Annotated in this window: 23 protein-coding genes; 3 read left to right on the top strand and 20 right to left on the bottom strand. The window is 58.9% G+C overall.

Going from position 1 to position 25,718, the window contains the following annotated elements:
- Positions 1–111 precede the first annotated feature (111 nt).
- Positions 112–1,362, bottom strand: coding sequence for a conjugal transfer protein TraF (gene traF / locus QUE89_RS14365; protein WP_286220749.1), 1,251 nt, complete (start codon positions 1,360–1,362; stop codon positions 112–114).
- A gap of 252 nt (positions 1,363–1,614) precedes the next feature.
- Between traF and QUE89_RS14360 the strand changes: the two genes are divergently transcribed.
- Positions 1,615–2,151 carry an LPP20 family lipoprotein gene (locus tag QUE89_RS14360; RefSeq protein ID WP_286220748.1) on the top strand — a complete coding sequence of 179 codons (537 nt, stop codon included), beginning with the start codon at positions 1,615–1,617 and terminating at the stop codon, positions 2,149–2,151.
- Positions 2,152–2,239: 88 nt separating this feature from the next.
- Positions 2,240–3,436 (top strand): flagellar assembly protein T N-terminal domain-containing protein, encoded by a 1,197-nt coding sequence (locus QUE89_RS14355; RefSeq protein ID WP_286220747.1) that lies wholly within the window; start codon positions 2,240–2,242, stop codon positions 3,434–3,436.
- A gap of 72 nt (positions 3,437–3,508) precedes the next feature.
- On the opposite strand, the gene QUE89_RS14350 is transcribed toward QUE89_RS14355, so the two are convergent.
- From QUE89_RS14350 to sufB, 7 genes are all read right to left on the bottom strand, one after another.
- Positions 3,509–3,970, bottom strand: a complete 462-nt coding sequence (locus QUE89_RS14350; RefSeq protein WP_286220746.1) for a SufE family protein — start codon at positions 3,968–3,970, stop codon at positions 3,509–3,511.
- Positions 3,970–4,512, bottom strand: coding sequence for a putative Fe-S cluster assembly protein SufT (gene sufT, locus QUE89_RS14345; RefSeq protein ID WP_041339252.1), 543 nt, complete (start codon positions 4,510–4,512; stop codon positions 3,970–3,972). The genes QUE89_RS14350 and sufT overlap by 1 nt, the downstream gene beginning before the upstream one ends.
- Positions 4,513–4,570: 58 nt before the next feature.
- Positions 4,571–4,924: a HesB/IscA family protein gene (locus tag QUE89_RS14340; protein ID WP_247844269.1), complete on the bottom strand. Its 354-nt coding sequence runs from the start codon at positions 4,922–4,924 to the stop codon at positions 4,571–4,573.
- 13 nt (positions 4,925–4,937) lie between these two features.
- Positions 4,938–6,197 carry an aminotransferase class V-fold PLP-dependent enzyme gene (locus QUE89_RS14335; RefSeq protein WP_286220745.1) on the bottom strand — a complete coding sequence of 420 codons (1,260 nt, stop codon included), beginning with the start codon at positions 6,195–6,197 and terminating at the stop codon, positions 4,938–4,940.
- 6 nt (positions 6,198–6,203) lie between these two features.
- Positions 6,204–7,490 (bottom strand): Fe-S cluster assembly protein SufD, encoded by a 1,287-nt coding sequence (gene sufD / locus QUE89_RS14330; protein ID WP_286220744.1) that lies wholly within the window; start codon positions 7,488–7,490, stop codon positions 6,204–6,206.
- Between the two features lie 12 nt (positions 7,491–7,502).
- On the bottom strand, positions 7,503–8,276 hold the full coding sequence (sufC, locus tag QUE89_RS14325; RefSeq protein ID WP_286220743.1) for a Fe-S cluster assembly ATPase SufC: 774 nt from the start codon (positions 8,274–8,276) through the stop codon (positions 7,503–7,505).
- Positions 8,277–8,342: 66 nt separating this feature from the next.
- The gene (gene sufB, locus QUE89_RS14320) at positions 8,343–9,791 is read right to left on the bottom strand and encodes a Fe-S cluster assembly protein SufB (protein ID WP_286220742.1); all 1,449 of its coding nucleotides are present in this window, start codon (positions 9,789–9,791) and stop codon (positions 8,343–8,345) included.
- A 466-nt stretch (positions 9,792–10,257) separates the two neighbouring features.
- Here sufB and QUE89_RS14315 point away from each other — a divergent pair, with 466 nt between their 5' ends.
- A complete protein-coding gene (locus QUE89_RS14315; RefSeq protein ID WP_286220741.1) occupies positions 10,258–10,614 on the top strand; it encodes a helix-turn-helix transcriptional regulator in 357 nt (118 codons plus the stop codon).
- Between the two features lie 3 nt (positions 10,615–10,617).
- Here QUE89_RS14315 and fabB read toward each other — a convergent pair whose 3' ends face one another.
- The 12 genes from fabB to QUE89_RS14255 form a co-directional block, all read right to left on the bottom strand.
- On the bottom strand, positions 10,618–11,829 hold the full coding sequence (gene fabB, locus QUE89_RS14310) for a beta-ketoacyl-ACP synthase I (protein WP_286220740.1): 1,212 nt from the start codon (positions 11,827–11,829) through the stop codon (positions 10,618–10,620).
- An 11-nt stretch (positions 11,830–11,840) separates the two neighbouring features.
- Entirely contained in the window at positions 11,841–12,350 is a 510-nt protein-coding gene (gene fabA / locus QUE89_RS14305; protein ID WP_041339271.1) for a bifunctional 3-hydroxydecanoyl-ACP dehydratase/trans-2-decenoyl-ACP isomerase, read from the bottom strand.
- Between the two features lie 142 nt (positions 12,351–12,492).
- The gene (locus QUE89_RS14300; protein WP_286220739.1) at positions 12,493–13,278 is read right to left on the bottom strand and encodes an ABC transporter ATP-binding protein; all 786 of its coding nucleotides are present in this window, start codon (positions 13,276–13,278) and stop codon (positions 12,493–12,495) included.
- A gap of 14 nt (positions 13,279–13,292) precedes the next feature.
- Positions 13,293–14,339, bottom strand: coding sequence for a FecCD family ABC transporter permease (locus QUE89_RS14295; protein ID WP_286220738.1), 1,047 nt, complete (start codon positions 14,337–14,339; stop codon positions 13,293–13,295).
- A 1-nt stretch (position 14,340) separates the two neighbouring features.
- Positions 14,341–15,345 carry a FecCD family ABC transporter permease gene (locus QUE89_RS14290; protein ID WP_286220737.1) on the bottom strand — a complete coding sequence of 335 codons (1,005 nt, stop codon included), beginning with the start codon at positions 15,343–15,345 and terminating at the stop codon, positions 14,341–14,343.
- A complete protein-coding gene (locus QUE89_RS14285; RefSeq protein WP_286220736.1) occupies positions 15,342–16,274 on the bottom strand; it encodes an ABC transporter substrate-binding protein in 933 nt (310 codons plus the stop codon). Before QUE89_RS14285 ends, QUE89_RS14290 begins: the two co-directional genes overlap by 4 nt.
- A complete protein-coding gene (locus QUE89_RS14280) occupies positions 16,274–18,373 on the bottom strand; it encodes a TonB-dependent receptor family protein (protein ID WP_286220735.1) in 2,100 nt (699 codons plus the stop codon). Before QUE89_RS14280 ends, QUE89_RS14285 begins: the two co-directional genes overlap by 1 nt.
- A gap of 101 nt (positions 18,374–18,474) precedes the next feature.
- A complete protein-coding gene (locus QUE89_RS14275; protein ID WP_286220734.1) occupies positions 18,475–19,671 on the bottom strand; it encodes a type III PLP-dependent enzyme in 1,197 nt (398 codons plus the stop codon).
- Positions 19,664–21,520, bottom strand: a complete 1,857-nt coding sequence (locus tag QUE89_RS14270; protein ID WP_286220733.1) for an IucA/IucC family protein — start codon at positions 21,518–21,520, stop codon at positions 19,664–19,666. The genes QUE89_RS14275 and QUE89_RS14270 overlap by 8 nt, the downstream gene beginning before the upstream one ends.
- Positions 21,511–22,707: an MFS transporter gene (locus QUE89_RS14265; RefSeq protein WP_286220732.1), complete on the bottom strand. Its 1,197-nt coding sequence runs from the start codon at positions 22,705–22,707 to the stop codon at positions 21,511–21,513. The genes QUE89_RS14270 and QUE89_RS14265 overlap by 10 nt, the downstream gene beginning before the upstream one ends.
- Positions 22,704–24,500, bottom strand: a complete 1,797-nt coding sequence (locus QUE89_RS14260; protein WP_286220731.1) for an IucA/IucC family protein — start codon at positions 24,498–24,500, stop codon at positions 22,704–22,706. The genes QUE89_RS14265 and QUE89_RS14260 overlap by 4 nt, the downstream gene beginning before the upstream one ends.
- Positions 24,500–25,711: an ATP-grasp domain-containing protein gene (locus QUE89_RS14255; protein WP_286220730.1), complete on the bottom strand. Its 1,212-nt coding sequence runs from the start codon at positions 25,709–25,711 to the stop codon at positions 24,500–24,502. Before QUE89_RS14255 ends, QUE89_RS14260 begins: the two co-directional genes overlap by 1 nt.
- Positions 25,712–25,718: the final 7 nt, after the last annotated feature.

The raw sequence follows: 25,718 nt of genomic DNA, 5'->3' as shown, positions 1-25,718 counted from the left end.
TTGTTCCTCTGAAAAAAAAGGGTTTCGCGAATTATCCGCGACCGGCTCTTCAGAGGCAAAAAAAGCCCGGCCGGTCGATGCCGGGCGGGCTTTTATGAAGCGGCTGGAAGCTTAAAAAGCAGTGCCGAATTCCAGGGCGGCACCCTTGTCGGTACCGCTGAAAAGAGCGCCCAGGTCCATCCGCACGCCTGCCAGGTTCAGGCCCAGGCCGGCGGTGTACTGGGTTTCTTCCTCGATGCCATCGTTGTTGTCGTCGCTGGCCAGATTATGGCGAACGCCAACGCGGAGCTGGGCATAGCGCCAGGCGTCAAACTCGGCACCAACAGCCGCCCACTGGGTATCGTCCTCGTAGCCGAAGGCTTCTTTTTTGGTCAGCTCCAGGTCGGCCGTAATGACGTGGTAGTTGCCTTTGTGGGCGATGCCGGCAGTAACCATCGGGTCTAGCTTCAGTGTGCGCTTTTCTTCCAGCGCAGGGTTGTTCCGGGCCGAATCCAGCTCCATCGGGATCAGGTTCTTGACGGCGAGGGCAGCCGTCCACTGCTTTTCTTCACCAAAGGCGTAGGCGGCACCGAGATCCAGGTTGAAGCCGCTTTTCTCGGTCTGGTGTTCGTCGCTGTCGAAGTCGTCATCGTCAAAGCCCGACACCGTCTCGGTGTATTGGAAGGTTTGCAGATTGACGTATTTTGGCGACAGCCCGAGATTCAGGGCCTGGTCGTTGCCCAGATCGATGGCGCGGGCAAAGCCGATGCCGACTTCGGTCACCGAAGAGGCCAGGATCTTGGCGCGGGATTCCAGTTGATTGGAAAAATTGGCGGGCAGGGCGCCAGCTTCAATTGCCGCCAGGCGAGCGTCGTCATCCTCGTCGAACTCGCCGCGGGCCGTAACCACCAGATTGCCGTTGGCAAAAACCCCTACCGACAGGTTCCGGGATGGTGCGGCCAGGGCGAGCCCGAGTGAACCATTGGCTCTCACCGTGTCGCGGTCCACATCCTGCAGCTGCTGGCGCAGGGTGGCGGCGCCATCCTGAGCATCAGCGGAGTTGCTCTGGCTGATGGCGCGATCAATGTCATCGATGGTGTCCTGGATATCGTCGATCTGATCGCCGGTTTCTTCTTCATCGGCCACGCGGGCGTTGAATGAGGGCAGCATCAGGCCGAAATCGTCTGTCCAGCTGTTTTGCTGGCCGGCCATCAGGGCCGGGTTCTTGGCCACGGCATCGGCAGGGTGAGCCGCGGCGACGCCGGTGCTGCCCATGGCAAACGAGCGGGCAGAGGAGAACTGCTGTGGGTTTGCCAGCAACTGGGCGCTGGCTACCGAAAGGCCGATGGCCAGCGACAGCTTGGTCACACGAATGGTGTTCATTAAGGCGGTGTCCTTTAATGCGAAAAAACCGGGAAAATACGATATACAGCAGGTTAGAGCAGTTCTCGGGCCGGAACATGACAGATGCGGTAACGGTTTGTTTTTGATCTGTAAACGGGGGGCAGTTTATTGCCGCTTGCGAAACGGGGGCAGGGTGGTGGTTCGATAGGGAGTTAGGGTTATCAGCAGGTTATAAAAAGTGGCGTGATTTTTTCATGGGTTTTCCGAAATGATGTTTTCGGAGAGTAAACCATGAACCTTCGCTGGATAGCCGTCTCTATTTTTGTCCTGGCCCTTGCCGCGTGCGCCCCTATAGGTGGTCATCAGGACTCCGGCCAGCGTGACACCCAGCTGGAGCCGATCACTGTTCGGGTCAGCGGCTTTGGCACCTATGAAGATTCCGCCAAGGATCGCCTGAATACCCGCAAGCGGCTGCTGGCTCGACGTGCCTCACAGCTTGATGCTTATCGTAACCTGGCTGAGCGGGTGTATGGCACAGTGATTTATGGCAGCTCGACGGTGAACGATTTTGTACTCAACAATGACAATTTCCGCACCTACGTCGACAGTTACATTCGCGGCGCCAAGATGGTGGCGGTTAATGAACACAGTGACGGCGTTGTTGAGACGGTGATGGAACTGAAGCTGGAACCGCGGTTTCGGGCCTGTGTTTCCAAGGTGGTCGATGATCAGGTGCAGGATCTGTGCCCCATCCCCATGCCCCGGGACAACGACAGCGTAGGCGATGTCCAGAGTCGGGGTGTTGATTCGCTGTACTACCTGGATTGAGTGCCGGTAGTCGGGTGAATTGTTGGTGAGTTAATTTGCTAGTGGGTACGTTGAGTCCCCGATATATACGTTTGTGAGGTTTTCGTCCATGGCAGCAAGGCGCGTCCTGTTTGCGTTTCTACTGGTTTTCGCGGGCATCAGTCAGGCGGCAGTGCTTGAGGGTGTCGGGCATGGAACCATTGTAAATGGTGATCTGGAAGCGGCCCGCGCCGAGGCCTATCAGGCTGCACTTCGTGATCTGGCCCTGCAGTACGAGGCTCGGGTAAGCACCCGGGATACCATGGAGAATGGCGTGGTTACCGAATCCCACATGCAGGTGGCGGCCAGTGCTCGGGCCCACAATGCCCGAGTGGTGGGCGAACAGCGCAGTGGCAATCTGATGCGGGTGACGGTGCGCGCCGAGGTTTCCGAGGGCCACGCCAGCTGTGGCGCTGGCGAGGCGACACGATTGAAAAAACGGGTCGCGGTGACAGGTTTCCCGATGCTTTACCCGGGTCAGGCCAGAATTGGGCGTCTTGATGACGCCGGCGAGATCTTGCCGCAACAACTTCAGGCCAGGTTGCGTGAGAGCGAGGGCGTTCAGGTTCTGGCCGCCACCACCAGCCGCCTGTTTGATGACCTTCTGAACGCGCCCACCCTGCAGCAGGGCGACAACCGCTTGACCAATGTGGTTCAGGTGGCCCGGGAAATGGGCGCCCAGTTTGTGATCACCGGCGTCATTCGTGACCTGGGGGTTGCCGATCCTTCGGCCTGGGGCACGTCTGTTCTGGACCGGATGCAGCGTGGCATTGGAGTGGTCGACCAGAACCGACGATTTGTGGTCGACATGATGGTCTATGACGGCTTCAGTGGTTCACCGGTCTACCAGCAGCGTTTTGCCACGTCCGCGGAGTGGAACGCCGGCCCCGGCGCTTCGGATGGATTTGGTTCGGAGGGGTTTAAGCAGACGGCCTACGGTCAGTCGGTCAATTCGACCCTGAATGAGATGGCAAGCGCGGTGACCAGTGCATTGGCCTGTCAGCCGTTTATGACCCGCATTACCCGTGTCGATGGCAATCGGGTGACTTTGGCGTCCGGCGCAATCGCAGGTCTGCGCCCGGGTGATCAGCTCAATCTGTACCGCAGCGCCCAATACCTGGATTCTCTCGGTGGCACTCCAGAGCTCACAGATACCCGGCTCTCAGTCACCCTGAACAATGTTCATCCGGATTTCAGTAACGGTCGCATGCCCCAGTTTGGCGGGCAGGTGAATATCCAGCGGGACGACATTGCCATCATCTGGTGAGGTAGCGCTGGAAAGCAAACGCCCGGCGGATGCCGGGCGAAGGAAGGTACTTCTTGGGGGTTAATCCGTAACTTAGGCCGCCGCTTCAGCCGCGGCTATGTCGCGGATTTTTCCGATCATGGCGCGCAGGCCATTGCCACGAGTAGGCGAGATGTGGCGGAACAGATCCAGGCTTTCGAACAGTTCGTCGATGTCGGTGGTCAGCAGTTCCCGGGGTGACCTGCCGTTCAGGGCCACCAGGATGATCGCCGCCAGACCGCGCACAATCATCGCGTCGGAATCAATCAGCAGAAACAGTTTGCCGCTGGCTTCATCGTAATAATGAATCAGCCAGACCTGGCTCTGGCAGCCATGAACATAGTTGTCTTCTACCCGGGCCTCGTCCGGAAAGGCCGGCAGCTGCTTGCCCAGATCAATGATGTAGGCGTAGCGCTCTTCCCAATCGTCCAGAAACTCAAAGGCATCGGTTACGTCGTCGACGGTGGTCTCGGTGCCCAGTGGGTTGTTCTTGAAGTCCTGTTCGGTGGCAGTCATTACAGCATTCCCAATTCAAGCTTGGCTTCGTCGGTCAGCATGTCATTGCTCCAGGGTGGATCGAAAGTAAGCTCCACCGTGACCTTGTCGACGTTGGGGACATGCTCGACCTTGGTCTGGACATCATCGCAGATAACCGGACCCATGCCGCAGCCAGCGGCGGTGAGGGTCATCTTGATGAAGACATGGTTGCCTGCCTCGGTGCCGTTTTCAATCTTGCACTCGTAGATCAGCCCCAGGTTGACCACATCGACCGGGATCTCCGGGTCGTAGCAATTTTGAAGGGCTTCCCATACCTGGTTTTCGTTGATGGTGCCGTCTTCTGGCGTGTCGAAGCTGCTTTCCAGCGGTTTCTTACCCAGAGCGTCGGCGTTGTGACCTTCGATGCGGGCGAGGTTGCCGTTGACGGCGACGGTGAAGCTGCCACCCAGCGACTGTGTGATGGTCACAAAGGTGTCCGACGGAATCATGATCTCGGTTCCGGCGGGAACAAGGCGGGCTTCCACCTCACGTTTGGTCAGGACCACTTCCCGTTCTTGCATGCCCAGACTGGCCTCGCTGTTAACTGTGTTGTGCCTGAAAAGGCCCGGTTAAACCGGCTCAGGCAACGGTGAAACTTTCTCCGCAACCGCACTCGGCAGTGGCGTTCGGATTGCGGAACTGGAACAGGGAGTTGACACCCTCGGTGACAAAATCGATCTCGATTCCGTTGACCAGGGGCAGGTGCTCCTCTTTCACAAACACATCGACGCCATCAATGTGAAAAACCTTGTCATCGGTTGCTACTTCGTCGACCCACTGGGTCTCGTACTTGAAGCCGGAGCAACCGCTTTTCTTGATGGCAAGCCGGATGCCTTTGGCCTCCGGCTTTTTATCCAATTGTTTGCGCACGTGTTTAACCGCAGTCGGCGTCATGGTGACGGCGACGGTCGGGGTGAAGACTTCGGCTGTCATAATTCCACCTCCATCAGGCAAACAGGCGTTGGATCTTCTGCAGGGCGGCGAACAATTGTTCGACCTCATCCAACGTATTGTAGAACGCAAAGGAGGCCCGGGCAGTGCCGGGTACTCCATAAAAATCCATCAGCGGCATGGCGCAATGGTGTCCGGTACGGATCGCGATGCCCTGCTGATCCAATAGCGTACCCACATCACTGGGGTGCAAACCGGCAATTTTAAAGGACATCACCGGTACTTTTTGCTTGGCGGTACCAATGATTTCCATGCCCGGAACGGTTTCGACCAGCTGGTTGGCCCGTTCGAGCAGAGCGGACTCCGCCACTTCCATGCCGTGCCGGTCGAGCCGGCCCAGATAGTCGATGGCCGCGCCCAGGCCAATGGCCTCGGCAATAGCCGGGGTTCCAGCCTCGAATTTGTAGGGCAGGGTGTTCCAGGTAGTGCGCTCGAACGACACCCGCTCGATCATCTCGCCACCGCCCTGGTATGGAGGCATTTCCTCCAGTAGCTGGGCCTTGCCGTACAGCACACCGATACCGGTCGGGCCGAACAGCTTGTGGGACGAGAACACGTAAAAATCGCAGCCCAGGGCCTGCACATCCGGCTGGTAGTGCGGCACCGCCTGGGCGCCATCCACCAGAGTGAGTACACCCTTGGCCTTGGCCTTGGCCTGTTCAATCAGGGCGGCAATCGGGTTTACCGTGCCCAGCACGTTGGAAACGTGAGTGATCGCGAAGATGCGGGTGCGCTGGTTCAACAGGCTGTTGAAGGAGTCGAGGTCGAGCTCGCCTTCGGGAGTCACCTGAATTGGAACCACCTTGGCCCCGGTGCGCTCGGCAATCATCTGCCAGGGCACGATATTGGCGTGGTGCTCCATGTGGCTGACCAGGATTTCGTCACCCGGCTGCAGACGACCCGCCAGGCCATTGGCCACCAGGTTGATCGCCTCGGTGGTGCCACGGGTCCAGACGATTTCCCGGGTGCTCTCGGCGTTCAGGAAGCCGCGAACGGTTTCCCGGGCATTCTCGAACGCAGAGGTGGCACGATCAGCCAGGGTATGGGCGCCCCGGTGTACATTGGAGTGAAGTTCCCGGTAATACCGATCCATGGCGTCAAGAACGACAATCGGCTTCTGGGCCGAAGCGCCGTTATCCAGATACACCAGAGGCTTGCCGTTGACCTGCTGTGACAGGATCGGAAAGTCCCGGCGCACGGCTTCCACATCGAAAGCCGATTGTTTTGCTGCATTCGCCACGGACAAGTCGCTCATACCCGGTTACGCCTCCTCGAAGGTCTGGTCGAAGAACTGGTTCAGCCGCGTTTGCGCGGTTTCGCGAACCGCTGCTACCGGAATCTGTTCGACCAGCTCGTTGATAAAGGCCATGGTCAGCAGAACATTGGCTTCACGCCGGGCGATACCGCGGGATACCAGGTAGAACAGGGACGCTTCGTCCAACTGACCGATGGTAGCGCCGTGGGCGCATTTAACGTCATCGGCATAGATTTCCAGTTCCGGCTTGGTATCTATCTCTGCACCGTTGGACAGCAGCAGGTTCTTGTTGTTCATATCCGCGTTGGACTTCTGGGCGTCCTGGTGAATATGAATCCGGCCGTTAAAGATCGCGTGGGACTGATCCGCCGCAATGTTGCGGTAGGTTTCCTCGCTGTTGCAGTGGGCCGCGATATGTTCAATCGTGGTGTGATTGTCGTAATGCTGCTTGCCCTGGGTAACCACCACGCCGTTCAGTTTGCATTCGGCACCTTCGCCTTCCAGGCGAACCTGCAGGTCGTGCCGACGCAACGGGCCACCAAAGCCAACGCTGTGGCTCTCGAAGCGGGAGCTGCGCTGCTGGCGGACACCGGTGGCGCCAATATGCTGAACGTTCTCGCCTTCCATGTTCAGGCGAATGCTGGTGACGTTGGCGCCGTCGGCCAGGGTGAACTCGGAGACGGTGTTAACCATCACCGGCTCAGAACCGCTGGAAATGTACTCTTCTACCAGGGTGATCTGGCTGTTCCGGCCGGCATCCACATAAATGCGTGGGAACGCCGAACCGCTGGCGTCGGCAGTTACTTCGTGCACGATGAACAGCGGCTGGTCGAGCACAGCGTCTGGAGCCAGGCGAATCAGCAGGCCATCTTCGAAGCGTGCCGAGTTCAGGCGCGCCATCTGCACGGCGTTGTTGTCCAGGGTACTGTCCAGACGATCGGCCAGTTCGGCGGCTTCGTCGTTACTGAGGTCGTCAAAGCTCTGGATGGTAATGCCATCCAGGTCCGGGTACTCGCTGGCTTCCGGGATCATGACCCCGTTCATGAACGCCACCTTGTAGCCGGGTACCGCCAGACTGCTGCCAGTCTTGCCTTCGGCGGGCAGGGCGATGGCCATGTCGTCGGTCAGCTTCAGGTACTTGCTGGAGTACTTCCAGTTTTCCGTTTTGCGCGTGGGCAGTGGCATGTCGACCAGGGCGGTGCCCCGTTGCTTACGCAGTGCCACCAGCGGCTCCGGCAGGGAATGCCCGACCGGATGCAAAAACGCGCTGGAAAGAGTAGGTGCTGGTTTCATTCCGCGAGCTCCTTAGTTAGCTGAACTGTCGGCAGTGTCTTCATCCTTGATGCCGAGCCAGCCGTAGCCGCGTTCTTCCAGTTCCAGGGCCAGTTCACGGCCACCGGATTTAACGATCTTGCCACCGGCCAGCACGTGCACGTAATCGGGCACAATGTGGTTCAGCAGGCGCTGGTAGTGAGTCACCATCAGAATGGCGCGGTCTTCGGCGCGCAAAGCGTTAACACCATTGGAAACGACTTGCAGGGCGTCGATGTCGAGGCCGGAATCGGTTTCGTCCAGAATCGCCAGCTTCGGCTGCAACAGCAGCGCCTGCATGATCTCGTTGCGCTTCTTTTCGCCGCCGGAGAAGCCTTCGTTCACGCCGCGCTTCAGGAAGGCGGGATCAAGGTCGACCTGTTTGGAAACTTCCTTGGCCAGCTTCATGAATTCTGCTGCGTTCATTTCCGGCTCGCCGCGGTGGGTGCGCATGGCGTTCACCGCGGTGCGCAGGAACTGCAGGTTGCTGACACCAGGGATTTCCACCGGGTACTGGAAGGCCAGGAAGATGCCTTCGCGGGCGCGCTCTTCGGTTTCCAGGTCCAGCAGGTTCTCGCCATTCAGGGTGATTTCGCCGCTGGTGACTTCAAATGCTTCGTTGCCTGCCAGCACCTGAGACAGAGTGCTCTTGCCGGAGCCGTTCGGCCCCATGATGGCGTGAACTTCCCCGGCTTTGATCTCCAGGTTGATGCCTTTGAGGATTTCCTTGTCCTCAACGGATGCGTGCAGGTTTTTGATGCTCAGCATTTGTGGCGTTCTCTCTTCGTTAATCTGTATGAATTCGTGTAAACGTGTCGGGGTCTGGCGCTGCCGTTAACCGACCGAGCCTTCAAGGCTGACTTCCAGCAGCTTGCCGGCTTCCACAGCAAACTCCATCGGGAGTTCCTTGAAAACCTCTTTGCAGAAGCCGTTGACGATCATGGAGACAGCCTGCTCGGGTTCGATGCCACGCTGACGGCAGAGGAACATCTGCTCGTCACTCACTTTGGAGGTGGTGGCCTCGTGTTCCACGATGGCGGACTTGTTCTTGCTTTCGATGTACGGGAAGGTGTGGGCGCCGCAGCGGTCGCCGATCAGCAGCGAATCGCACTGGGTAAAGTTGCGCGCACCTTCAGCACCCGGACCGAATTTAACCAGACCACGGTAAGCGTTCGAGCTCTTGCCGGCGGAAATACCCTTGGAGATGATGGTGCTGGACGTGTTCTTGCCCATGTGAATCATCTTGGTGCCGGTGTCAGCCTGCTGGTAGTTGTTGGTCAGCGCGACGGAGTAGAACTCACCCACGCTGTTGTCACCACGCAGTACGCAGCTCGGGTACTTCCAGGTCACGGCAGAGCCGGTCTCGACCTGAGTCCAGGAGATCTTGGAGTTTTTGCCGATGCAGGCGCCACGCTTGGTGACAAAGTTGAAGATGCCGCCTTTGCCTTCTTCGTCGCCCGGATACCAGTTCTGCACCGTGGAGTATTTGATCTGGGCGTCGTCCAGCGCTACCAGCTCAACCACTGCGGCGTGCAGTTGGTTCTCGTCCCGCATAGGCGCAGTGCAGCCTTCAAGGTAGCTTACGTAGCTGCTGTCTTCGGCAATGATCAGGGTGCGCTCAAACTGGCCGGTATTGGCCGCGTTGATGCGGAAGTAGGTCGACAGCTCCATCGGGCAGCGAACGCCCTTGGGCACGTACACAAAGGTGCCGTCGGAGAATACCGCGGAATTCAGGCCGGCAAAGAAGTTGTCGCCCGCCGGGACTACTGAGCCCAAGTACTTCTTGACCAGCTCCGGGTAGTCCTGGATCGCTTCCGAAATGGAGCAGAAGATTACGCCCGCTTTCGCCAGCGGCTCTTTAAAGGTGGTGGCCACGGACACGGAGTCAAACACCGCGTCTACCGCCACGCCTGCCAGTTTTTCACGCTCGTGCAGAGGGATGCCCAGCTTCTCATAGGTCTTCAGCAGCTCCGGATCAACTTCATCCAGGCTTTGGGGCATGTCTTCTTTGCGCTTGGGAGCGGAGTAATAGGAAATCGAGTTGTAATCGACTTTCGGGTAACCCACGTGTGCCCAATCCGGCTCTTCCATCTCGAGCCAGCGACGATACGCCTTCAGACGCCACTCCAGCATCCACTCCGGCTCTTTTTTGATCGCGGAAAGGCGGGCGATAACGTCTTCATTCAGTCCAGGCTCAAAGGTGTCGGCTTCAATATCGGTTACGAACCCGTGTTCGTATTCCCGTTTGATTAGCTCGTTCACCTCTTTGTCGGTGGTCGCCATGGTGGTCGCTCCGTATTCTCTCATCTCGGGCGTCTGCGCCCTTGGTGTGCCGACGGTCCGAGGTGTCTCGGCGCCGGTCGTATGTCATCAGTTTGGGTGTTGCAGTGGTCGTTCGTTCCTTGAATACGCCCTGCAATCGATTTTTGGATGACGGGTCGTGAAGGCCGGATGTTGAAAAATCAGTAGAAAAACCGGCAAAACCCGTTGCTTCTGGCGAGCGATTATACAATACCAGAGTAAAATAGTCAGGTATTAAAATGACTGAGTCGCGATTATACCGTAATTGGGATGGTGGGCACCAAGGCGTGGCTTCGCGGGTATTGGGAAGTGCCGCGCAATGAGCTTGACACAATTGGTGTCTAACCTCAGGTCATGGCTAAAAGGTCTAATTGATTCCTTTCAGCGAACGCATGTACGCTGACTGGTATGGTCCATTGACCCCGTTGGATACTAGGAGGAAATGTCCATGGCGTCAGAATCCCTGAGCCAAGAAGGAGTGCGGGTAACTCTGAGTGCCCGAGTGAGTCTGCTGATCAGCTCCCAGCTTGCTCGTGGCAAGGTTGGTGTTGAGGCGGTGGCATCCCAGCTGCACATGAGTCGCTATACCCTGCACAAGAAACTGAAGCGGGAAGGGCTGACCTTCGCTCACCTGCTGGAAGATGTCCGGCGTACCCAGGCATTGAACTACATGCAGGATAAAACCAAGCCGCTGGTCGAAATTGCCGAGCAGCTTGGCTTCTCTGAACTGAGTGCATTCAGCCGGGCCTTCAAGCGCTGGATGGGCACTTCTCCGGCTGAATACCGCTCGGTCAGATTTTCCTGAGGGTTATACCTTCTTGAAGATCAGTGTGGCGTTGGTGCCGCCAAAGCCGAAGCTGTTGCTCATCACCAGGTCCAGGTTCTGGTTGTCCATCCGCTCCCGCACAATCGGGTAACCCTCGGCGCCTTCATCCAGATTCTGAATGTTGGCAGACGGTGCGATGAAGCCTTCACGCTGCATGATCAGGCTGTAGATCGCCTCATGCACGCCAGCGGCACCCAGCGCGTGACCGCACAGGGGCTTGGTGGAGCTCAGCGGTGGAATCCTGTCGCCGAAGGTTTCTTTCAGGGCCTTCAGTTCGGTGACGTCCCCGGCCGGTGTACTGGTGCCGTGGGTGTTGATGTAGCTGATCTCGCCGTCAACGTTCTTCATGGCCTGCTGCATGCACCGGACAGCGCCTTCGCCGCTGGGGGCGACCATGTCGGCGCCGTCGGAGGTTGCACCAAAACCAACCAGCTCACCCAAGATGGTGGCGCCTCGGGCTTCTGCGTGTTCCAGTGCTTCCAGAACCACGGTTCCACCGCCGCCGGAAATGACAAAGCCATCGCGATCCGCGTCATAGGTACGGGACGCCAGTTCAGGGGTGTCATTGTATTTGGTAGACAGCGCGCCCATGCCATCAAACAGCAGGCTCAGGCTCCAGTGAATATCTTCGCCGCCGCCGGCCAGCATGATGTCCTGGCGGCCCAGGGCGATCAGATCCGCAGCATGGCCGATAGCGTGCGCACTGGTGGCGCAAGCTGAGGTGATGCCGTAGTTAACGCCGGTGATGCCGAAGGCGGTGGAGATCGAGGCGTTGATGGAGCTGCCCATAGTACGCGGAACCCGGTACGGACCGACTCGGCGGATGCCTTTTTCGCGATGGGTATCGATGGCGTCCAGCAGTTCTACAGTCGAGGCGCCGCCTGTGCCGAAAATAGCACCGGTGGTGTTGGCCTTGATCTGTTCTTCGCTCAGGCCGGCCTGTTCAATGGCTTCGCGGGTGGCCAGATAGGTATAACCAGAGGCCGGGCACATGAACCGAAAGAGTTTCCGATCGATCAGCTCAGCCAGGTTCAGGTTGATCTGACCGCACACGTGGCTGCGCAGGCCATTGTCCCGAGCTTCTTCACTGAACCCGATGCCCGGGCGGGAATCCCGCAGAGACTCGGTGACTTCTTTCTGATTGGTGCCAAGGCTGGAGACAATCCCCATGCCGGTGATAACAACACGACGCATCTTGTTAACTCCTAAAAATCATCGGTGGAAGAGAACATGCCAACCCGGAGGTCTTTGGCGGTGTAGATCTCTCTTCCGTCCACTTCCATGCTGCCATCCGCGATGGCCATGGTGAGCTTGCGATTAATCAGTCTTTTGATATCGAGGCGGTAGGTGACTTTCTTGGCCGTCGGGAGTACCTGGCCAGTGAATTTCACTTCACCCGCACCCAGCGCCCGGCCTTTGCCTTCGCCGCCATTCCACGCCAGCAGGAAGCCAACCAGCTGCCACATGGCATCCAGGCCCAGGCAACCGGGCATGACCGGATCATCGACAAAGTGAACTTTGAAGAACCACAGGTCCGGATTGATGTCGAGCTCAGCAACCAGGCTGCCCTTACCATATGCTCCGTCGTCGAGAGCAATGTGGGTAATGCGGTCGACCATCAGCATTTCGTCGATGGGCAGGCGCATGGAGCCCGGGAAGAGCTTGCCATGCCCGCATTTGATCAGGTCTTCTTTATCAAAATGATCCGGGTTCATAGTGCCAGTATCTCTGTTACAGAATGATTTACTAATACTGTAGCGTGTATCTGGCAATGAGCTATTGACCTTTAGTGGATATTTGCCATTGAAGAGGGTCATTTTTGCGCCCACGGCTACCTGTACAAACCGTCTCTGGGATTCAGCCTGGTCTTGCGGATTCTGAGTATCCGGAACAGAACGGGCGGCCACTGGGCCCCAGGGTAACCTTTGTATTCACTCGAAAAACCTGGTTTATCAGGGGCTCAGTAATGACCTCTTTCGGCGCTCCGGTGGTTTTGAGCTGACCGTCGGCCAACACAATGATCCGGTCGGCGAACTGCGCGGCCTGGTTCAGGTCGTGGAGCGACATCACCACCGTCAATCCATGCTGACGGTTCAGCTTGGATAACAATTCCATCACCTCCAGCTGGTAGCCCCAGTCCAGGAACGTAGTGGGTTCATCCAGCAGAAGTATGTCAGTTTCCTGCGCCAGTGCCATCGCGATCCATGCCCGTTGCTGCTGTCCCCCTGAGAGCGATTGCACCGGTCGATCTTCGAGGTCCAGAACCCCGGTCATGGCCATGGCCTCTCCGACCGCGCTGTCATCCGCAGTAAGATTCCGTTGCCACCACTTACGGTGCGGGAAGCGACCCAGGGCCACCAGATCTCGAACCTTTATACCCTCGGGCACAATCGGTTTCTGCGGCAGCATGGCGAGCCTTAGGGCCAACTGCCGCCGGTTCCAGTTGGCTACGGACCGGTTGTCCAGAAAGACCTGCCCAGATCGTGGCGGCAGCAAACCGGCGAAACTTTTCAGCAGCGTACTTTTGCCGGAGCCGTTGGGGCCGAGCAGGCAAGTAATGCCACCCTCGGGGATGGCCAGCGATACATTGTCGACCGCTGGCTTTTCGCCGTAAGAAAGCGAGAGATTTTCGGTTCGTAGCATGGCGGGATTCACTCTCAAGGTTGGCGGGACAAGAGGTACAGAAAAAACGGCACGCCGAGGATGGCGGATACGACGCCAACGGGCACTTCGTAGGGAGCAAACAGGGTCCTGCCGACTGCATCCGCGGACACGGCAAGTGTTGCCCCGAGCAGCACACACAGGGTTAGTTGCAATGGAAAGCTGGTGCCCGCCAATCGGCGGCTGATGTGAGGGATCAGCAGGCCAATAAAGCCAACGGGGCCGACAACGCCAACGGCACTTGCCGCCAACAGGGTGGCTATCAGCAGCGCGAACCCCCGCCAGCGATTGAGGTGCAGGCCGATGGAGCGCGCCTGCTGGTCCTCGAGCTGCATGACCTTGAGTGGGCGAAGCAGCAGAGCGATGCCTGCCAGGCCCACAAGCGTCCAGGGAAGCAAGACCTGAAGGTGATGCCACTGGGCGCCATAGAGTGAGCCGGCCAGCCATTGGGCGACCAGTTCCGTATTGGCATGGCCCCAGAAAGCCAGGGCACCGGTGGTCAAGGCGTGTAGCATGCCGGCGACGACGGCACCGGTCAGGGTCATTTTGACCGGTGACAGGGTGCCGTGGCGCAGGCCAAGGAGGTACACAGCAGTGGCCGTTACAAGCCCGCCGACCATGGCGAACACTGGCAAGTACTGGAGCGCAAACGAGGTATGGTTGTAGGGATCGCTGCTCGACACCAGCCAGTCCCCGATTATAAATGCAGTGACGGCAACCAGGCTGGCACCCGAGGAAATCCCGAGAATGCCCGGTTCGGCGAGGGGGTTGCGACTCAGCAGCTGCAACAACCACCCTGACAGTGCGAAGTGAATGCCAATCAGGGCGCCGGTTAAGGTTCGGGGCAATCGTAGTTCAAACACCACCCTTTGCACATGCTGCGAACCGTCACCGGTCAGTCCGTCCCATATCTGGAACCACGACAGGTTAACGGCGCCAGACTGAATTCCACCGAGGATTACAAGGACGAGGCACAGGCCGCCCGCCATCATAATTTTCGCGACCGGTGCGTGGTGTGATGATGTGGTTACCGGATGGGTCACGTTAGAGGCTCCGGGGTGTGGTACGGGCGTTTAGCAGGTAGATCAGCCAGGGCGCCCCGATCAGCGCGGTTAACATGCCAACCGGCATTTCCTGGGGAAACGCCAGCTGGCGGGCCAGGATGTCTGCTGTCATTAGCAGTAGGCCACCGAGCAGGGCGCTCAAGGGGAGCCAGTGCTGTGGCCGATCACCGAGCATTCGTTTGGCAAGGTGCGGCGCCACCAGGCCAATAAACACGATCGGTCCCGTGAAGGCTACCAGCGAGGCGGTCAGCAGCAGCGACAACATAAGGAAGATCGCCCGCCAACGCCCAACGGACAGCCCCATGGCAAGTGCCAAATCATCATCAAGCTGCAATAGGCGATAGGGCCTCTGCATTGCCAGCAGGGCGGCAAGAGGGATCAGCAGCCAGGGCAGGACCAAGGTCAGCTGTTGCCATCCCCGTCCCATCAAGCTGCCTGCAAGCCAGTAATAGAGCTCCGCCGCTTCGGAGCCGGAAACCAGCAGAATGGCCGTGGTTAGTGCGGTGGCCATTGAGGTTACGGCAATGCCCGCGAGGACGACTCGTTCAGGCTGCAGCTGCCGGCGGCCGGAGATGGCAAACGTTAAGGAGCCTCCGACCAGGCCGCCGGCCAGGGCGGCCATGGGTAACCACAAGGCGTTGGGCGTACCGAAGGTTCGAATTGACACCGTGGCCAGGGCAGCTGTGGCGATGACGCCCGTCAGGCCTGGTGAGGCTAGCTGGTTTCGGGTGACGCCTTGCATGACGGCGCCGGCCACACCGAGCGCGGCGCCGCCCAGAAGTCCCAATAGGTTACGAGGCAGGCGCAGCTCCATCACGCTGATTTGCGTCAGCAGACTGCTCTTGCCCTCTATGGTGGCTAGCAGGTCGCTGGGCGACAGCCATTGCGAGCCTGCCATTAAGCCCAGGACAAACAGCAGCCCGAGGACCAGAAGGGTGGTTGCGTAAATGGTCAGGGCGCGCAAGGGGGGCCGGGCATCGGTCATCGGTCCGGCCCAGACACTGTTCCGGTCAGCAGCAGGCGCTCTATGTCCTCAAGAATCAGCATTCGGGCGATAGGACCGGCCCCCTCTTTCCAGTAATGAGGAACTTCGTGGACATTGTTGTTGCGCACGGCGCTGAGGTACGGCCAGATCGGGTTCATTGTGAAGGCCCGCTGACGGCTGGTGGGCAGAAGCAGGATGATATCGGGATTTAACGCCAATAATGCTTCCAGATTGATTCGGTAGCCCAGCGGAATACCACTGGACGGGTTCGGTGGCGCACCGCCGACGTGGTTGAAGTTCATTTCCTCAAGCAGTGCCGTCGGTAAGAAGTGATCGTAATACAGAAACGGGGTCTCACTGCCGCTGGTCAGCAGTGCTACCGTCGGTTTGTCGTCAGCCAAATTGCGCTCTGCCAGGCTCTGGACTTGAGCAAGAAAGCGCCGGTTGAGTGTTGACGCCTTATCCGTTGCGCCGAGAGCCTGACCGGCTAAAGCCACCGCCCGCATGCTGTCGTCAACCGTGATCAGGTCCAGGGCCAGTAACGGGGCGATGGCGGCAAGCTGGTTGCTGTCTTTCTGGGTGTAGCGGCGGATACCGATGATCAGATCCGGATCGACCGCTGACAGGACTTCCAGGTTCGGCTGGTGGCGCGGTCCCAGGCCAGAGGCGCTGGCCAGCTGGGATGCAAGGTAGCCCGGGACCCCAGAGACTCCGTAATCGGTGACAGCGATTGGTGTGCGCCCCAGGGCCAGGGCAACATCGGCACCAAAGGTCGAAATCGCGGCCGGACGCGTTGCCGGTTCGGACAACCGCAGGGTGTGCCCGCGGTCATCCATGAGCCGGATCATGCTGTCCGCTGACAGCGCTGGCATCGGCAGCAGCAAAGCAATGACTAGTATCTGTGCAATCCGGTTCGGGAGAGAGGCCATCAGAAGTCCAGCTGCGCCTCCAGGATGAAGCTTCTTCCGGGTTGAGGCACTCGGCCGATCGGGCTGACATCCACGCCGCGGAAGTAGTAGTCCTCATCCAATAGGTTGTTGACCGCCAGACCCAGATTCAGAACACGATCACCGCCGACTGCAAAGTTCCGGCCAATTCGGGTGTTAACCAGATGGTAGTCCGGCAACTCTCCGGCGCTGCCGTTGTCGGTTTCATCTTCTGTATTGTCCGCGTCGCTATAGCTGGAGCTGACGTAGGTCCAGTTCAGGCTGGCATCCCAGCGCTGATAGCTATAGTTGGCATCTGCGGTGACCTTATGGTTGGGGGCGTTGGGCAGCTCGTTACCCTCGTTGTCGCCGGAACGCTGTTCGGTATCCAGAAAGGTGTAGCCAAAGCCGAGTTCCCAGTGCTGGTTGATGCGCCATTGGTTGGTGAGCTCAACGCCCTGGTGCCGGGTTTCGCCCAGGTTCTCGTAACGGTTGGTGGAGCGATTGAACTGAATCTGATCGTCGTAGTCTATGCGGAACAGCGTCGCCGACGAAAGCAGGTTGGGGGTGGCCTGAACGCGTGCACCAAGCTCGTGGTTCCAGGCAGTTTCATTGGCCACCTCGCCCTCGCGGGTAGTCTGGGCAATCTGCACCGGCACGAGAGAGCGCTGGCTGTTGGCAAACAGGAACAGATCACGGGTCGCCTGATAACCCACCGTCAGGCCTGGCAGCAACTCCTCCGCGTTGTTTTCTTCGGTACCGCCATTGAGGTTGTCACGGAAGTCCATGTCGACATCTTCATAACGTAGACCCGGAGTAACGGTCAGTCGCTGATCCAGAAACGAGATGGTGTCACTGACATAAAGCGCAAGGGCTTTCGTGTCCAGGTGCCAGTCCCGGGCCTTGGATCGGGAATCGTCGGACAGATCGCGGCGATTGACGTCGAACTCAACATCCTCGCTGACGAATCGGGTGCCAATGGTGACGTCGTGTCGACCATGACGGATCGACAGTTGAGGTTCGGTGCCGAGTACCGTGAACAGTCTCGGTGAATCTGCCACGTGCGTGGAATCTAGGCCTGGATCGGCCCAGTGACCGTCGCCACTTAGATTCTGGCCAAAAAAGAAGGTGCGATCGGCGTCGTGGACGAAGTTGCGCCACTTGAACTCGACATCGCTGGTGGGTGTGTAGGTCCAGGTTAGGTTGGCCCGAGTCATGTCGGCCTCGTACCCATCATAAGGGCGCTGACTCTGGGTGCGGTCCTCTTCGTAGGCTTCCGGGGTCAGGGCGCCGGGAAGTTCCGCGTCCACTCGGTAATACTGCAACTGAGACGACAGCTCGTGTTGGTCGTTCAGGTAGTAGCGGGCATCCAGAATCAGATTGTCGACTTCGGTATCGGAATGGTCGCGGAAACCGTCGCCGCGCTGAACATTGGCCTGGAACTGCAGGTCCAGCTTATCAGTTGCTGGCCCCCCGATGCGGTAGTAGGTGTCGGTCAGGACGTTGCCGGTCTCCTCCGCAAGGGTGACCCGTTCCCGTAGCGTCTGCGAGGTTTGGGCTGGAATTGGTTTAGTGACAAAGTTCACCACGCCGCCCACGTTGTTCGGGCCGTAGTGTACCGATGCGCCGCCACGCACGATATCAACGACTTCCAGGCTCGGAAGCGTGACCGGAAAGAGTGAGACACCGACGTTGCTGTAGGGGCCGATAGCAATCGGGTAGCCATCCATCAGAATCTGAAGTCGCTCACTGCGCAGCGGATTCAAACCGCGAACGCCTATATTGGGGAGAATTCCAGTACCGGTTTCATCAAGCACCGTGACCCCGGGTACCGGGCGCAGGGCGTCCTCCAGGTTGAGCGCTCCGCGGTCCTGAAGCGTCTCTTTCTCGACGACCGTTCGAGCTCCGGTGTAAGTCTTTTCAGACGCCTTGGTAGGAGGTCCCAACCAGTCCGCCGTAACGTTCAAGCCCGGTAGCATGGCCGGAGAATTCGATTCCTGGGCCATGGCGGTCGAAGCCCCGGCCGTAAACAGTGGAAGTATGGCAATAACAGCCGACAGGGGCTGGCACTTTAGTGGCTTTAACAAAACCGATTCGGACATTGGATTCTCCAGCAGTGTTTTAATTTTGTTGCGCATTGTACTGATAATGATTCGCATTACAATGATGTATTTTGGTTCGTTGCCAATGGGCTGTTGCGATTTCAGTCGATGAATAATTCTCTGGGGTGGGGGTGCATCAGGAATTCCTGATGGGAGATGTTCCAGGCATAGGCCCCGGCATATTGGAACACCACCAGATCGCCGACCATGAGTGACGGGATGTGGACCTCGCGTGCGAAGACGTCCTTGGGCGTGCACAGTTGACCGACCAGGGTGACCGGCCGTTCGACTATCCGTGGCGCAGCGCCTGACTCATCGACATCCGGAAGGATGCAGAACGGATGATTGTGGGCCTGGGCGGCGGGGGTCCTGAAGTGGTGTGTGCCGCCCCGGCATATGCCGAACCAGTCGTTGCCGCATGACTTAATGTCGAGAACCTCCGCGACGTAGTAACCGCAGGCGGCGGTCAGTGCCCGGCCGCACTCGAAACGTATTCGCCAGGGGCGATCGTGGTAACGCTTCAGCAATTCATTCAGACCGGCGCAGAACCCGGCCCAATCGAATTGCTGTGTCGGTTCAAGGTAGTTAATTCCGATGCCACCGCCCACATTGATCTGGTCGACTGTCAGTCCGAACTGCTGCTCCCAAATGCGCACCGTGTCGAGGTAACGTTCGATCAGGGTGAGGTGTCGATGGCCATCAAGCTGGTGCGACATCATGTGAAAGTGGAACCCGCGAATCCGGACCCAACCCTGCTCCGACAGGATGGCCAGAGCCTCGGCAATACAGCGTTCCTCCATGCCAAAAGGAGTGGGGACTCCCCCCATGGTGAGGCGAGTCGAGGGGGTTTCTTCCAGAGCAAGGTTGATTCGAAGAAGAACGTCCTGCCGTTTCTCTCGCTGGGCGGCCAGGTCACACAGCCGGCGTAGTTCAAGCAGGCTTTCCACGTGAATCAGCTCAACCTGTTGGGTCAGGGCGTTGTCGAGTTCCGATTCCAGTTTACCGGGGCCACCGAATATGACAGGGACGTCGGGAAAGTGACGGCGGACCCAGTCCAGTTCTCCGCCGGAAGCCACCTCAAACCCATGGACCAGGGGTGCCAGGGCCTGCAATACCGGCAATGCCGGATTCGCTTTGGTGGCGTAGAACATCTCACACTGGGTGGGCAAGGTCTGGACGATCCCGGCAACGTGATGGCGCAGGCCTGGCAGGTCGTAGATATAGGCACAGAGCGGATCAGAGTTCTGGGCTTGCAGGTCGTAGGCGCCGCGCTGAACGGCGTTGGGAATGTCAGGCATCGGGTTGATCCTCCTTGATGGGGTTAGCGTTGGGGCGCGTTGGTAATCCGGCCAGCGGATTTGGCACCAGCGTGTACTGGGATTCTCGGTCCGGGCGCTTGAACAGGCGCGTCATCAGGTTGCTCTTGTTCGGAATCGGCTCTCCCGCCAACAGGTTGCCCAGAGCCTCCTGAGCCCACGGATCGTCGGTGCTATCGAGCCAGCTTCTCACCGCCTCTGCGAGCGCCGCCCATAGCTGGATTTCGGTCTGTTGCTCACCGCGCGACAGGCAAGCCACGACCTGGAACAGGTGATTCACCAACAGGCAGTACGCGATTCGTTTCCAGGCCTTGTCCTGGGGGTAGTGAATCGAGGCCAGGGTTCGTTTATCAATCGTTGCCGGCAAGCTTCCCGACCAGCGTTCAGGCACCAGCTTGGTACCCTCGAGATCACGCACGAAGACCTGAACCGGACAACCGTCCCGAAGGCCGACCACCACATTCTGGAGGTGGGGTTCAAACACAACGCCACAGTGGAATAGCGACTCGAAGAGCGGGGGGAGGAGCAGCGCGAGATACTGGCCAAGCCATTGCACCCTGGCTTGCCGCTCGGAGAGCCCGGCCTGCTGTGCCCACAAGGCCGACGCTTCTGTTGCCCGGCAACGGCCATAGCGATCCTCGGAAAACAAGGCCGCGGCGAGCATCGGTGTTACTCCCGGTTCCAGCTGTTGCTCCAGATTGTCCCGGAGAATCACGCCAAAACCCTCCGCAATCGTCTTGCGCTCGGGCGCTGCGAGCTCTGGAAAATCGAGGGTCTGGTAAGCTGGTTCGTAAAGCAGCCTGAAGCCTGGCCACCGGTTCAGTGCCGGGGCGAGATGGTTTTTCAGAGCTTCGGAAAGAGCGACCGCGCTCTCCAGTTCATAAATCGCGTTCTTGCGAATGCAATTGGTCAATCGAACGTGGGTGGAAAATTTCAGGAAGTAGGGCGCTCCCGGTTTGTACAGCGTGCGAACCGAGGCTGTCGGATAGTACCTGGGGCCGGTCTGACCCAGAGGTACGATCCGGCCCGACCGTATCGCGCGTTGAACCGGCGGCTGGCGCATCAGATAACGGGCCTGCCAGGGGTGCACGGCCAAAGGAATCAACCCGTTCGGTACGTCCAGATCGGAATTGGGGCCGTCCGCGTCAAAGGCATCGGTGACTTTGCCTCGGGTGCGAAGATCGTCTGGATTGACGGCGAAATAGTACAGGGCAAAGCCCGAGCCCATTTCCGGTGAGTACTGCAGGATGTCCTCGGTATCAAAGCCTTCCCTGGATTTTGGCGCCGGGTGGTAGCGGTGTCCGAAACTCAGGGACTGCTCCGACCAGCGGAATGCTTCGGTGCCCTGTCCCCAGTCGTTCGGAACCTGCGAGTAGGCCAGCACCGTTCCCATGACCTCTCGACTGAGAAGAATCTGTCGGTAGAGCTCACTGTTGATCGGCTGATGGAAACGTTCAGCCATGCTGTTCAGCAGCAGCCGGGCGAGTTGCTCCAGCCCCAGAATTTGCCAACCCCTGAGCGCTGATTTGTAGAAGGGCGCTGAAAGGTAACGGTAGTTGCAGGTCGGCGAGTCACCGGCTACCAAGACAAGCAGGATGTCTTCCGAGCCTGGCAGCGCAATCTCCAATACGTTGGCGGCTTCCAGTGTCAGACGGGTTCTGAGTGCCTGTGGCCAGGGCTGACTTCCCGGACCGGTTTGGATGGACAATTCTGCGGCAGGCTGAGCAATATCGCGGCAGTAGCAGTTCAGCAGGGCTTCCATGCTGGCTTGCTCCGCCTGATAGTCACAGTGTTTATCCCTGAAATAGTGATGTGCGGCAGTCATCGACATCGGCTTTCTTCCTTTTCTAGGCATTCGTGGTTTGAGGTGGCTGGCGGGTGGTTGCGGGACCCGCTAACGGTCAGCGTGAGCAGGCAAACAACGGCACCCAACCAGAGTGGGGCGGCCTGGTCGCTCATGCCCGTTGCAACACCCGCAAAAACACCTCCGGCGACGCCGGCCCATTTACCGATACTGTCGAGGGCTCCAAAACTTTTGCCGGCGTTTTCGGATCGGGTCAGGCGCGCGGTCTCGCCATTGAGGGCGAAGAAACAGGCGGTCATGCCCAGGCCCATGCTGATCCGACCGATGAGGATGACGGCCATGCTGTCGGTGGTAGCCTGGATAACGTATGACAGAGCGAAGAGGGCCAGCCCGGCGGTCAGTGCGGAGGGGCTCTGGAAGAGCTGGCTGCGTCTCAGAGGGCTGGCCAGGATAGCCAGATAGACGGCGTGGGGCAGGCTGTAAAGCAATCCCGCCACTGCCGTGGTGCTGCCCGTGAGACTTTGTACCCAGGGGATAAAGTAGGGAAAACCAGCGACCAGTGAGAAGTTGAAGCCGAATTGCAGCAGGGCAAGTCGCTGCCAGCGAACCGACACTGTGTCGCTGTTGTTCTGTGGTTTCCGTGCCCGCTCTTCGGCTTGTGTTTGGTCTGGTGGGGCGAACGTCCATACCTGCAATGCCGAAAGAAGGGGCAGGATTGCCAGCCACAGGTAAAGACTCTGTGCCGGTATCCGGGTAATGAGTGCGCCAATCAGAATGGGCGCCAGCAACATCGCCGATCGGGCCGAACCCTGCATCCAGTTCAGTGCTTGCGCAAGGGCCTGGCCGCGAGTAACCGTGGCGAGGTAGGCGCTCGATGCGGCGAAGGTTCCACCCAGGATCCCCTGCAGAATCAGGGCTGCCGCAAAGGTGGTGAGGTTGGGCGCCAATCCTGCCAGCACAAAGGCGGCAGCAAGTCCTAGCTGGGCCCGGATCAGTGACCAGCGACGGCCAAAACGATCGGCCACTTTGCCCCAGAATGGCGCGGCCACAGCAGTGCACACCGTTGGTAGGATGAAAAACCAGCCCACCCAGGCCGGATCATCCATCGCAAAGGCGTCTGTCAGGATCAGGCCAAAGAAAGGTGGCATGCCAAGCGCCACCAAGGCTGCTGTGAAGTGACTCAGGAGAACGACAGGCAGGATGCGCTGGCTCACGAATCTGGCCTCAGGAAGTTTGGGGCCAGCTTGCCGTAGAACTTGTTGATGTCCGCAGCGCCAGTACGGGATTTGCTCTCCAGGCTTCCGGCTCGTAGCAGATACTTGGCGTACAGCTGGCGGTCATGCAGCAGTGGTCCGCGTGCCGGGCTGGTGTCTATGCCTTCGCCGTCCAGCTGATCCAGCACCTTGACCAGCTCGTCACGTAGCAGTTGATACCAGTCGGTGATCTGTCCGAGCCCCCTCGCTGAAAGGCCTTCCAGAATGACCGCCAGGTTTAGTTGCAGGGTTATGGTGGTGAACATCTGGAGTAGAGGTGTTTCGTTGTCGACCAGAATCCGTTGATCCCGCAGTCGGGCAACCGCTGCAGCCACCGAGGGCATGCGTGAGCACAGTCGCGCCGACCACAGCCGGGGGGCATCGTTATCCTTGAAGAGGAGTCGCGGAGGTTGTCCCGGTGAGTGCACCAGCATGGAGTTCTGCTGGTTGGACTCAAGCGCAATGCCGTAAACAAGCCAGAGTCGAAGGTGGACGGACAGCGTCAGGGCAACGTAACGCCGCACCCAGGTCCGTAGATCGCCACCTGCGTAAGCATCGGCCATCAGTTGGGCCACGCACCGGCCGTCGGGGTCTTCGGCCAGGAGGGATGCAACCGGCAACACCTGCTGTTGATGGGTGAATGCGGGGAAACGGCGCAGGATGCATCCAAGCCAGGGTAAGTCACCCACGTGTAGCCCTGATGATTCGTCAGTTACCGCGAATTGCTCGGAGAGCGTATGGTCATTGTCGACTGTCTCTTCCAGTATCTGCTGAACGGTGTAGCCGTCATAGAGGGTGCTCGGTTTCACCGTTCGTATATTTCGATCTCCGAGAGTGCGAATTGTCAGCGGCACTTTCAGGTGCACGTCTGGCTGGGCTTCAAGTAGAAGCGTTCGTACCGACAGGGTGGGGCGAACCCAGAGAGCGGGTTTTGGCGCCCGGAGGACACGGGTACCGATGGGCGTATCGGCAAGGAGCCGGTCCAGAGCTGTGTCCCAGAGGTGAGGGTGCACCGGCAACAGCTGATAGCCTTCAGTCAGCCGAGTATCCAGGCCAACCTCGTTGAAGGTTGGCCAGCAATCGGGGAGCTGCCCCTGCACCGTCACATCGTCGCGGGGGACAGCGAGCCAGCGTAATTGGAAGCGGTGGCCGAATTCCGGGGCATAGGCCGTCAGCGCTGCAGGATCAAAGCCACTTTTGGCCCGGGCACTCGGGTAGAACGGGTGATCCAGGAAAGCCGCGAGGCGGTCAAAATGCAACAGGCGCTCTGACCATTGCGGGAGGTCGTTGTAATTCCGGCCTTGCTGGTGCAGCTCAGAAAACCAGCGTTCCCTTTCTTTCCGGCACAGGTGGTGGTGAGACTCTGCGATTTGGCACTCGCGCAGGTAGGTGGCTACCAGTGCCTGGGATTCGTCGTTATCAATAGGGGCGAGGAACGACAGAACCTGGGAGTAATGGTCCAGCGCCGAGAAATTCCTTGGGGATTCGTCGGGCTGCCACATCAGTGGGTGCCCGCTCCACTGCCACGGCTGCATGAATCTGGCTGGTTGGACCGGCACCCAGGCTGTGCCGGTGCTCAGCTCCCAGCGTAACCAGGTGCCCGGTTGCTCGGGGGAGCCAGGCACACGAGTTGACTCGACAATTTCTGAATCGCTCTGACAGCCAGCAACGTCTTCCCGGATCAAGGCGTTGATCACCCGTTCTGTCAGGTAATGCTCGGGCTGGTCCGGAGACTGGGAATTAGCGTTGTTCATCAGCCAATCTCCCATTCGGTTTCCAGGTCCCCTGTCCAGCGGGCAAGCGTGTCGTTGATCTGCGCCTCGTCGCTGGCGAAGAGCCGTAGCACACCCAGGTAATCCCTGTTCGAATGAGTCAGCTGGACGTTTTCGCCCACTGCTTTCAGCGGAGCGAATTCCGCAACTCCGTCCCCGCACGGTTCTGTTCGTCCGCTTGCGCAGCGCAGGATCTTTCCGTTTCTGGAAGCGCCAAGATATCGGATGCACGCGGCATACTGGGGGGGCGCAACGTCGGCAGGTTGACCCAGATGAATCTGGAGAATCGCTTTGAAGAGTCGCTGATTCATCATCTGGTTGAGCAGGAAGTCACGGCCGTCCCCCACGGTGCGGTAGTTCACTTCGATCAGTCGCGGGCCGCGCGAGGTGATCACAAACTCGGAATGGCACGAGCCAAATCCCACACCAAGGCGCCGGATCTGCTCGAGCATTTCAGGGAGATAGGGGGTGTCTGGCTGGTAGGGTGCCCAGGTCGCTTCCAGCTCGACAAAATGCGGCGGTTCCGACAGCGTAACTTCAAACCCGCCAAGGGGAATGAGCTCCTGGCCGTCGCCGAGGGTTTCCAGAGTGTGGACCGGGCCGGACAGAAATTCTTCCAGCAAGAGAGGCTGCCCTGGCTGCTCCAGCCAGAACTGAGCGCTGAATGCCTGCAGTTGTTCTGCGGAATCCAGGCGGCGGACATTCAGGCTGCCGACGCCTTCCCGGGGTTTCGCGATACAGGGGTAGGAAACCTCATCAGCCACATTCGCCAGTGACTCGGGATCGCATACCGTCAGAAACCAACAGGCATCTTTCTCTATGTCCTGAAGGAACTGGCGCATGGCGGCCTTGTTTTTCGTGCGGTAGCAGGTCCGCCAGTCTTTGCCGGGTAACTCCAGGTAGGCTGCGGTCAGAGCCGTTACCGTTTGCAGGTGATCACTGTTGGAAAAGATACCGGCGGGGTGCGGAAGGTCCGAAACCGTGTCGAGAACGGCGACCGGGTTAAATACATCGCATTGAATGATCTGTTCGGGGTAGGCGGGGAGTCCGGGCTGGCTGAAATAGTGGTGATGAGCTGCGGCTTGATCGGTCAGCAGAATCACCTTCATTCCCATGGACTGGGCCGCAGGCAGAAAGCCCCGATTCAAGGCTTCGGTAGGAACGTGGGCAAGGAACAGTAGCGTGTCTTTCATGATGAGA

Source organism: Marinobacter sp. LA51 (assembly GCF_030297175.1).
GTDB classification, from domain to species: domain Bacteria; phylum Pseudomonadota; class Gammaproteobacteria; order Pseudomonadales; family Oleiphilaceae; genus Marinobacter; species Marinobacter apostichopi.
This window is presented reverse-complemented; position numbering and strand designations above follow the sequence as displayed.